This is a genomic window from Pseudomonas sp. UBA7500 (assembly GCF_002478435.1).
Classification (GTDB): domain Bacteria; phylum Pseudomonadota; class Gammaproteobacteria; order Pseudomonadales; family Pseudomonadaceae; genus Aquipseudomonas; species Aquipseudomonas palmensis.
Map to the genome: position 1 here is coordinate 22755 of NZ_DLNW01000013.1, position 9479 is coordinate 32233.

10 protein-coding genes are annotated in these 9479 nt (G+C 66.3%); 4 read left to right on the forward strand and 6 right to left on the reverse strand.

Annotated features, from left to right (window positions below; genetic code table 11):
- Positions 1 to 12: 12 nt before the first annotated feature.
- Complete coding sequence (hpaH, locus tag B4I46_RS06975; protein ID WP_043860070.1) at positions 13 to 816, forward strand: 2-oxo-hept-4-ene-1,7-dioate hydratase; 804 nt, start codon at positions 13 to 15, stop codon at positions 814 to 816.
- A 15-nt stretch (positions 817 to 831) separates the two neighbouring features.
- The gene (gene hpaI, locus B4I46_RS06980; protein WP_286899265.1) at positions 832 to 1635 is read left to right on the forward strand and encodes a 4-hydroxy-2-oxoheptanedioate aldolase; all 804 of its coding nucleotides are present in this window, start codon (positions 832 to 834) and stop codon (positions 1633 to 1635) included.
- Between the two features lie 81 nt (positions 1636 to 1716).
- Here hpaI and hpaR read toward each other — a convergent pair whose 3' ends face one another.
- Positions 1717 to 2139 carry a homoprotocatechuate degradation operon regulator HpaR gene (hpaR, locus tag B4I46_RS06985; protein WP_043860068.1) on the reverse strand — a complete coding sequence of 141 codons (423 nt, stop codon included), beginning with the start codon at positions 2137 to 2139 and terminating at the stop codon, positions 1717 to 1719.
- 179 nt (positions 2140 to 2318) lie between these two features.
- Between hpaR and B4I46_RS06990 the strand changes: the two genes are divergently transcribed.
- Positions 2319 to 3617 (forward strand): NAD(P)/FAD-dependent oxidoreductase, encoded by a 1299-nt coding sequence (locus B4I46_RS06990; RefSeq protein ID WP_043860067.1) that lies wholly within the window; start codon positions 2319 to 2321, stop codon positions 3615 to 3617.
- Positions 3618 to 3653: 36 nt separating this feature from the next.
- Positions 3654 to 4019, forward strand: a complete 366-nt coding sequence (locus B4I46_RS06995) for a cupin domain-containing protein (RefSeq protein ID WP_100632703.1) — start codon at positions 3654 to 3656, stop codon at positions 4017 to 4019.
- Between the two features lie 93 nt (positions 4020 to 4112).
- Here the strand turns inward: B4I46_RS06995 and B4I46_RS07000 are convergent, their stop codons facing one another.
- The 5 genes from B4I46_RS07000 to B4I46_RS07020 form a co-directional block, all read right to left on the reverse strand.
- A complete protein-coding gene (locus B4I46_RS07000; RefSeq protein WP_088515091.1) occupies positions 4113 to 4694 on the reverse strand; it encodes a TetR/AcrR family transcriptional regulator in 582 nt (193 codons plus the stop codon).
- A gap of 16 nt (positions 4695 to 4710) precedes the next feature.
- Positions 4711 to 5925 carry a multidrug effflux MFS transporter gene (locus tag B4I46_RS07005; RefSeq protein ID WP_286899269.1) on the reverse strand — a complete coding sequence of 405 codons (1215 nt, stop codon included), beginning with the start codon at positions 5923 to 5925 and terminating at the stop codon, positions 4711 to 4713.
- A 119-nt stretch (positions 5926 to 6044) separates the two neighbouring features.
- Positions 6045 to 6998: a transcriptional regulator FeaR gene (gene feaR / locus B4I46_RS07010; protein ID WP_058540261.1), complete on the reverse strand. Its 954-nt coding sequence runs from the start codon at positions 6996 to 6998 to the stop codon at positions 6045 to 6047.
- 117 nt (positions 6999 to 7115) lie between these two features.
- On the reverse strand, positions 7116 to 7706 hold the full coding sequence (locus B4I46_RS07015) for a DUF3156 family protein (RefSeq protein WP_286899271.1): 591 nt from the start codon (positions 7704 to 7706) through the stop codon (positions 7116 to 7118).
- The gene (locus B4I46_RS07020; RefSeq protein ID WP_088515095.1) at positions 7666 to 9168 is read right to left on the reverse strand and encodes an APC family permease; all 1503 of its coding nucleotides are present in this window, start codon (positions 9166 to 9168) and stop codon (positions 7666 to 7668) included. The genes B4I46_RS07015 and B4I46_RS07020 overlap by 41 nt, the downstream gene beginning before the upstream one ends.
- Positions 9169 to 9479 lie beyond the last annotated feature (311 nt).

Consider the following 9479-nt stretch of genomic DNA (forward strand, 5'->3'; position numbering starts at 1 on the left):
GAGATGCCGAACATGCTCGACCCTAGCCAGATCCTTCAAGCCGCCGCCCAGCTCGACCGCGCCGAGCGCAGCCGCGAGCAGGTGCGCCAGTTTTCCCTCGACCACCCGGCCATCGGCATCGAGGACGCCTACGCCATCCAGCGTGCCTGGGTGGCGCAGAAGATCAAGGACGGGCGCAAGCTGGTCGGGCACAAGATCGGCCTGACCTCGCGCGCCATGCAGGTGTCGTCCAACATCACCGAGCCGGACTTCGGCGCGCTGCTCGACGACATGTTTTTCGACGAAGGCAGCGACATCCCCTTCGAACGCTTCATCGTGCCGCGGGTGGAGGTGGAGCTGGCGTTCATCCTCGGCAAACCCCTCAAGGGGCCCAATGTGACCCTGTTCGATGTACTGGATGCCACCGAATGGGTGATCCCGGCGCTGGAGATCATCGATGCGCGCATCCAGCAGGTGGACCCGCACAGTGGCGCCACGCGCAAGGTGTTCGACACCATCTCCGACAACGCCGCCAATGCCGGGGTGGTGATGGGTGGGCGCGCGGTGCGCCCGGGCGACATCGACCTGCGCAAGGTGCCGGCGGTGCTGTACCGCAACGGCGTGATCGAGGAATCCGGGGTGTCGGCGGCGGTGCTCAACCACCCGGCCAAGGGCGTGGCGTGGCTGGCCAACAAGCTGGCGCCGTATGACGTGGCGCTGGAGGCCGGCCAGGTGATCCTGGGCGGTTCGTTCACCCGGCCGGTGGCCGCCAACCCCGGCGATACCTTCCATGTCGACTACGACATGCTCGGTTCCATCGCCTGCCGTTTTGTCTGACCTTCGGAGACTGCCATGCACCTGCCTGTGAACCGTTTCAAACAACGCCTGGCCAGTGGCGAGCCGCAGATCGGCCTGTGGCTGGGGCTGGCCAGCGCCTATTGCGCGGAGCTGGCGGCCAATGCCGGCTTCGACTGGCTGCTGATCGATGGCGAGCATGCGCCCAACGACCTGCGCGGCATGCTCGCGCAGCTGCAGGCGGTGGCGCCCTACCCTGGCGAGGCGATCATCCGCCCGGTGATCGGCGACACCGCGCTGATCAAGCAGGTGCTGGACGTCGGTGTGCAGACGCTGCTGGTGCCGATGGTGGAATGCGCGGCCCAGGCCGGCGAGCTGGTGCGCGCCATGCGCTACCCGCCGCTGGGCGTGCGCGGGGTGGGCAGTGCACTGGCGCGGGCGTCGCGCTGGAACAGCATCCCCGGCTACCTGGACCAGGCCGATGCGCAGATGTGCCTGCTGGTGCAGATCGAGAGCGTCGAGGGGCTGGCGCAGCTGGACCGGATTGCGGCCGTGGAGGGGGTGGACGGGGTGTTCATCGGCCCGGCCGACCTGAGTGCGTCGATGGGGCACCGGGGCAATCCGGGGCACCCTGACGTGCAGGCGGCAATCGAAGACGCGATCGTGCGGATTCAGCGTGCGGGCAAGGCGGCCGGGATTCTCAGCGCCGATGAAGCGCTGGCGCGCCGCTACATCGAACTGGGCGCGGCGTTCGTGGCGGTGGGGGTGGATACCACGGTGCTGATGCGCGGATTGCAGGGGTTGGTGGGCAAGTTCAAGGGTGAGGCGGCACCTGTCGACAAGGCTGGCGGGGTGTATTGATCTGACGGGCCTCTTCGCCGGCAAGGCCGGCTCCTACACAGGCTGCGGTATCTGCAGGTGCCGGCCTTGCCGGCGAATGAGTTAGCGCCGTACTTGCTTCAGTTCTTCCAGCAACCCCAGCAACTGCTGCAGCTTCTGTTCACCGAACTGGTCCTGCAGCTGCTGGTAGTTGGCCTCCATGCTCTGGCTCATGGAGTCGAAACACGCCACGCCCTTGTCCGCCAGCTTGACCAGCACCCGCCGCTGGTCCTGCTCGGCCTTGCGCCGGCACACCAGCCCCGCCGCCTCCATGCGCACCAGCACACCGGTCATGCTCGGCTTGAGGATGCACGCCTGTTCGGCCAGCCGGTAGATCTCCAGCTCGCCCTGCTGGCTGAGGATACGAATGACCCGCCACTGCTGCTCGGTCAGGCCATGCTGGTTGAGCGAGGGGCGGAAGAAGCTCATTGCCGCCTCGCGGGCTTGCAACAAGGTAAGAGTCAGCGAAACACGAGGTTTGGACATGGAAGGCTACGGTCATCAGGTTATTTGTTAACACTTTAACAAAGAAGCCGGCGGCCACCTACCCGCCTGCGCAGCGCTGGCACCCGCGGTCAAGGCATGCGGCACGCAGGGTCAAGACACGCCACCCCGCCAAGCCCCCTAATAGGCCTCGAAAGCTCCTCCACTTTTCAGGCTGCGCCATGATCACGATCGAAACGCCGACCTACTACACGGCAACCAAGAAATACAACCTGAGCTTCCCGACCCTGGAACACGATGAAGACGCGGACGTGGTCATCATCGGCGGCGGGTTTTCCGGCATCAACACGGCGCTGGAGCTGGCCGAAAAGGGCATCACCAACATCGTCGTGCTCGAGGCCCGCTACCTGGGCTTTGGCGGCACCGGGCGCAACGGCGGGCAGATCATGGCCGGCATCGGCCACGATCTTGAAAAGATCAAATCAGCCGTGGGCGAAGATGGCCTGCGCCAGATCTTCGAGATCAGCGACCTGGGCGCCGACATCATCAAGCAGCGCATCGCCCGGTACGCCATCGATGCCGACTTCTGCCACGGCTATGGCTACATGGGCTTCAATGCCCGCCAGGAGAAAACCCTGCGCGCCTGGGAGAAAGACTTCAAGTCGGTGAATTCCCAGCACGAGATCCGCTTTCTGGGCGGCAGCGAGGTCAGCCAGATCATCGGCTCCAACGCCTACGGCAGCGCCCTGCTGCACATGGGCGGCGGGCATGTGCACTCGCTCAACCTGCTGCTGGGCGAGGCCAAGGCCGTGGCCGGGCATGGCGTGCGCATCTTCGAGAACAGCCCGGCGCTGCAGGTGCAGTACGGCGAGCGCATCACCGTGCGCACCGGCCGCGGCTCGGTACGCGCCAGCAAGCTGCTGTGGGCCTGCGACAGCTTTCTGAACAGGCTTGAACCCGAACTGCACCGTTCCACCATCAACACCTACGCCTTCCAGATGATGACCGAGCCGCTGCCAGAGGAGCTGATCCGGCGCATCAGCCCGATTCGCGGCGCCTACAGCGACATTCGCCCGGTGATCGACTACTACCGCGTGACCAACGAGAACCGTCTGCTGTTCGGCGCCGCGACGCCGCTGGTGGAGCATATCCCCCGCGACCTCAAGGCCTGGAACCGGGCATTGATGCTGAAGATCTTCCCGTACCTGAAGGACGTGAAGATCGACCTGGCCTGGGGTGGCCCGATGGCCTGCAGCCCCAACCTGTTCCCGCAGGTCGGCACCCTGCCCGGGCGCAGCAATGCGTTCTACGTGCAGGGCTACTCCGGGTTCGGCGTGACGCCCAGCCACATCATCTGCAAGGTGCTGGCCGAAGGCATGAGCGAAGGCTCGGCCCGCTATGACCTGGTCAGTTCGATCCCGCGCCCGACAATTGTCGGCAAGGACCATATCCGCCCGCTGCTGCTCACGGCCGGCAAATCCTGGCACCAGCTGTCGGGGTACTGGAATGGCCGGCGCTGACCCCCCCTTTTTTTCCACTGTTCAAGGAACACTGCCATGACCCTGACTGCACTCAAGCACAACATCCAGCTCGGCGAACTCGACGCCTGGGGCACCGTTGCCGACCTGGGCTCGGAGATTCTCGAAGGCGAGGTGCGTGCCTTCGGCAAGATGACCTTCGGCGCGCCGACCGACGCGCTCAGCAGCGCCTACTTCGGTACCACCCAGGGCAGGTTCCGCATGGTCTATCCGTTCAACGAGCAGGCCACGGTGATGACCGGCCAAGTGCGCCTGACCGATGAAAGCACCGGGCAGAGCACGCTGTACAAGGTGGGCGACAGCTGGTTCGTGACCAAGGGCACGCCGGTGCTGTGGGAGGTGCTGAGCGAGAGCTTCGTGAAGCATTACCTGGCGGTGGCCTGACGGGCCTCTTCGCGGGTCAAGCCCGCGCCCACAGGTTGTTGTGATCCTGTGGGAGCGGGNNGCGGGCTTGACCCGCGATGAGGGCACCACGATTTATCCGGCTGCGTTCAAAGCATCCCCGAACACCACCCACATCGCCCGCAACCGCCGCGCGTACGCCTGCGGCCCGGCATAGATCAGCTCTACATTCAGGCTGTCCACCACCCCCAGGTACGCGTCCACATACACCCCCCGCCGCGCCACCGGCACCTGCGGCAGGCACGTGCCCAGCGCCTGCTCGAACACCTCGCCCAGCCGCGCCAGGTACCCCTCGAAGCCTGCCGAGATGATCGGCCGCAGCGCCGCCGGCGGAAAGAACGCGGTACGCAGCAGAAACCGCAGGTGCGCCGACTGCTGATAGCGCTCACCCAGGCAGTGGGCATAGCCGGCCCCCGGCAACGCGTCATCGCACTGCGCAAAGCACTGCTCCACATACAGCCGCTCGGCCTCCACCGCACGCTCGAACACCGCCTCGAACAGGTCGTCCTTGCTGCTGAAGTGCGCATACAGCGACGGCTTGCGCATGCCGGCCGCCGCCGCGATGTCGTTGAGCGAGGCGGCATCGTAGCCATGCTCGGCAAACTGCTCGACCGCGATCGCGCAGACCTTCTGCGCCGAAGGCGTGAGGGTTCTCATGCAGGGTTCTCCCGTATCAATGCCCGGCCAGGCTGCTCGCCTCGACCGGCGCGTGCCGGGTGCAGGCGCGCACCAGCAGCGCCACGACAACACCCGAAATCACCAGCAGCGACGCCCAGTGCGCCGCGCCCAAAGGCGCCATGATGCCCGACAACGGCGTGGCGAACGACGAAATGATCAACTGGAAGGCGCCCAGCAACGCCGCCGTGGAGCCCAGCGCGCGGCTTTGCGAAGACATCACCAGCGACATCAGCGTGGCCTCGAGAATGCCCAGGCCGAACATCGCCAGCGCCATGCCGGCAACGATGCCGGTCAGCCCCGCCGCGCTCAGGGCCCCTGCCAGTACCACCAGGGAACCGATCAGCAGGCACCCCGCACCGGCCTTGGCCAGGCGCAGCAGGCCCTTGCGCGCCACCAGCCGACCCGCCGCGATGGCGCCGAGCAGAATTGCCACCCCGGTGGCGCCGAACAGCGTGCCGAAGGCTTGCACCGACAGGCCGAAGTGGGTCTGGTAGACGAACGCCGCACCGCCGATGTAGGCAAACAGAAAGAAGAACACCGCCGCCAGCGCCAGCGCCGGGCGCAGGAACTGGCCATCGCTGCCGATGCGCAGGTAAGTGCGCAGGATGTCCCGCGGCTGCCAGGGCTGGCGCTTGTCGGCGGCCAGGGTTTCCTTGAGCACCCAGGCCGAGTTCAACAGCACCAGCACGCCGAGCCCGGCCAGGGTGAGCATGATCGCGCGCCAGCCAAGGTGGGCCCCCACAAAACCGCCCACCGCCGGTGCGAGCACAGGCGCCAGGCCCTCGACGGTCATCAGCAGGGCGAAGATCTGCGCGGCACGCGCCCCTTCGGCCACATCGCGGACCATGCTCATGATCACCACCAGGGTCAGCGCACTGCCCAGGCCCTGGACAAAGCGTGCCGCCAGCAGGGTTTCGAGGCTGGGTGCCTGGGCCGCGGCCAGCGAACTGAGCACAAACACCAGCAGCCCGGCCAGCAGCGGCCGGCGCCGGCCCAGGGTGTCGACCAGCGGGCCGAACAGCAATTGGCCGGCGCCCATGGCCAGCAGAAACACCGTCAGCGTCAGTTGCACCCCGGCATAGGTCGCGCCGTACTCGGCGGCGATGCTCGGCATGCTGGCCAGGTACATGTCGATGGCCGACGGCCCCAGGGCGCCGATCAGCGCCAGGGACACGGCAAATTTCACATGGGGGGACTGCGGGGTGTGCATAGCTCGAATCCACAAAAAGGTCACAGGTCTGGCTGCCGAATGCCTAACCTACCGACCGGTAGGTAGCCAGAGCGTGCGAGCCTATACACTGTGCCCCGCAGGGTCAAGCCAGTGGTTTATCAGGCCGGGCCGGCCAGGCTATGGGAGCGGTAGTCCTTGGGCGAGCGTTCGAACTGTTTCTTGAACGAGCGGCTGAAGTGCGCCGAATCGGTGAAGCCCCATTTGTAGGCGATGGTGGTGATCGACTCGGTCTTGAGGATCGGGTTGGCCAGGTCGTCGGCGCTGCGTTGCAGGCGCGTGCGCTGGATGTAGCGACACACGCTGTCGCCCTGCTCTTCGAACAGGCGGTAGAGGTGGCGCACCGAAATGTTCAGGCGGTTGGCCAGGTTCACCGGCGACAGGCCAGGCTGGCCCAGGGACTCGTCGATGACCTTCTGCACATAGCTGCGCAGGTTGGCGCCGTGCAGCGCCGCGCCCGGCTGCACCTGGTCATCGCCGCCCTCCAGGGCCGACCCCAGCAGCGACAGAAATGCACTGTGCAGGGCCTGGCCCTCGGCCAGCTCGCCCTCCCCCGGAGCGCTTTCCTTGCACAGCTGATCCATCAGCACATGCAGCATGCGCCCGCAGGCCTTGGTCTGGGAGATCTTGCCGAAGGTACGCGCATCGCCCCCCAGCTGCCGGCACACCGCCTCGCGCGAGAGCGACAGCGAGGCGTGTTCGATCAGGCCGAACGGCATGATTTCACAGGCCCCGACCGCGTCCATCAGCAGCATCTCGCCCGGTGCCAGCTGCACACTGACGCCGTTCTGGGTGACCTGGGAGAAACCGGTGCGCTGGCTGACCAGAAAGCAGTGCTGGTCGTTGTCGCGGTCGGGCTTGATGCCGTCGCGGCGGATCAGCCCGGCGTTGGTGCGCAGGTTGGCCAGGGCCAGGCCGCCGCGTGACCAGGTGGAAATCTCGCCGATGAACAGCGAGCGGTTGAACGCAAGTTCGGTCTCGAAATGCCCGCAAATGTGCTGCATGTCGGCATTCCAGCGGTCCAGCGCAGTGCCGGCGAGCTGATGAGTACTCATGGGTACCTCCACGATGGCATCTTGTTTTTGTTGGGCAATAGTTAACATGTTAGCTATATGCACGCAACACGTTCGTCGTCGCCAGGGTGGAAGCAGTTTTGGTGCCAGCCTGCGGGTTCAGAGGCCTTCGACAAGCCGCGCCAGACCTTTCAATGCGGCCAGCAGCAGGTCACGCTGTGCGGGGTTCAGGCTGATGTAGCGACGAAACGCCGGCATGCGGTTGACCACCTCGCTGCCGCCCATGTGCTCCAGGGTCAGGGTCCAGCAGCCGCCTGCCAGGTCCAGGTGCAGGCGCTTGAAATCCAGCGGCATCAGCGCCTGTTGCATGGCCGGGTCGTGGGCCAGGGCCTGCTCCAGCCGCGCCTGCCAGGACCGCTCGCCACGAAGCTGGCGCCAGCGCAGGCCGCTGCGCCGCAGTGCACCGGTATGCTGCAACGCCAGCCGCGCCGTGCCCTGTTGCGGGCCGGGCACCTGCAGGCGGAACTCGCACAGCACCAGGTGCATCAGCAACTGCGACTCGGTGCGCTCGCGCACCTCGAACGCCAGGCTGCCATCGGCCAGGGCGTAGCGTGCACTGCCCGGCCCCAGCACCTCGCAACCGGCCAGGCCGAGGTTGCGCTGCAGGTGCGCCAGCGTCACCCCGGGGCGGTAGCCCGAGGGCGCGCGGTCAAACAGCCTTTGCCACAGTGTGGGCAGGGTATGCGCCATGCTCGACTCCCGGTTGGTGGGCAAATTCGCGCGCCAGCACCTCTTCGACCGAGGCCGGCTTGAACGGGTTGACCTTCTGCACCACCAGGGTCCAGAACAGCGCGTACACCGCCGTGGCGCCGAGCATCCAGGCGAATGGCACGTACACCTGGGCCGGGTTCATGCCCGGCGGGGTGATGAACCACATGCCCAGGCCGATGCCGACGCTCGACAGCAATTGCGGCAGCGGGAACAGCGGCGAGCGGTAGGCCCGTGGCAGGTCGGGCCGGCGAATGCGCAGGATCACCACCGACAGCGTCACCAGCAGGTAGGCGGTGCTCCAGGCACACACCGCCGCCAGTACCAGGTGCAGGATGGTGTCGGTGTTGCCGCCCAGCCACCAGGCGTGCAGGCACGGGATCAGCATCGCCACCAGAATGCACACGATGGGGGTCTTGAAGCGTGGGTGCAGGTAGGTGAACACCCGGGGCAATGCGCCATCCACCGCCATGCCATAGAGGATGCGCGGCACCCCGGCCATCAGGGTGTTGATGGTGGCGGCGCCGGCGAACAGAAAGCCGATGCCCAGCCACAACGGGCCGATGTCGCCCATCACCTGTTGGGCAAAATGCGGAATGGCCATGGGCGTGTCCAGCAGGTGCGTGCCGCTGGCGGCGTCGAGCAGCACGTTGTCGACCTGGCGCTTCATCGCCGCGCCATAGATGAACATGCACGAGGCCACGCCCAACAGCCCCAGCGCCATGGCCCTGGGCAGGGTGCGCGCCGACTGGCGCAGGTCGGGTGCCAGCGGGGTGACGAACTCGCAGCCGACGAACATGAACATCGCCATGCCCACCAGCGACAGCACGGTGATCAGGTCGGTGCCCACCAGCGACGCGCCGAACCAGCCGTCCAGTTGCACCGCCGGGGCGGCGATCAGGCCGAGCACGCCGAACACCATCAGCGTGGTCCACATGCCGAAGGTGAGGATGATCTCGGCCTTGCTGAACACACTGATGCCGAACGCATTGAGGATGCCGAACACCACCACGAAGCCCACCCCCAGCAGCCACGAGCCACCGGCGGATTCGGCCAGGGTGTTGAGGTGTTCGAAGTTCACCAGCGCCATCACCCCGGCCAGGATGGTTTCGGCGGTGCCGGCAAACACGTGCACGATCAGGTAGGCCGACAGCGTGCCGGTGATGGCGAAGAAGCGCCCCATGCCGCAGTTGATGTAGTCGTACACCGAGCCGGTGGTGGGCAGGATGGCGGCGGCTTCGGCGAAGGTGGTCGACTGGGCGAGCATCATCAGCATGGCGATCAGCATGGCCACGGCGAACGCACCGCCGCCGATGCCGAAACCGGTGGTGGCGGTGAGGATCACCGGGCTGGCCATGATCAGGCCGATGGTGCTGGCCAGCGCGGTGGGGAACCCGACCGTGCCACGGTTCAGGTGCACGCTGAGGGTGTGGTTGAGCGACATGATGAGCGACCTCGAATGCCGTTGTTGTGGTTATGCGCCACTGTGCGCTGGCGGTTGACTGGCGTCTTGCCCGTGGCTGCCTGGGGTTTTGTTGCAGGCTGCCAGCGCACTTCTGGCCGTAGCCGGTTTGCCTGGCGGACTGTGCACTCAGGTTTTACGACCGCTTCGCGCTCGATCGTCGGCCAAGCCAACTCCCACGCCCTGCGGGCAGAAGCCAACCTCACAGCCCCAAACAACCTGCTTCTGGCCGCAAGGCCGTGGGAGCGGGCTTGCCCCGCGATCTGGCGCAAAGCGGCAGCAAAACCAGCGCA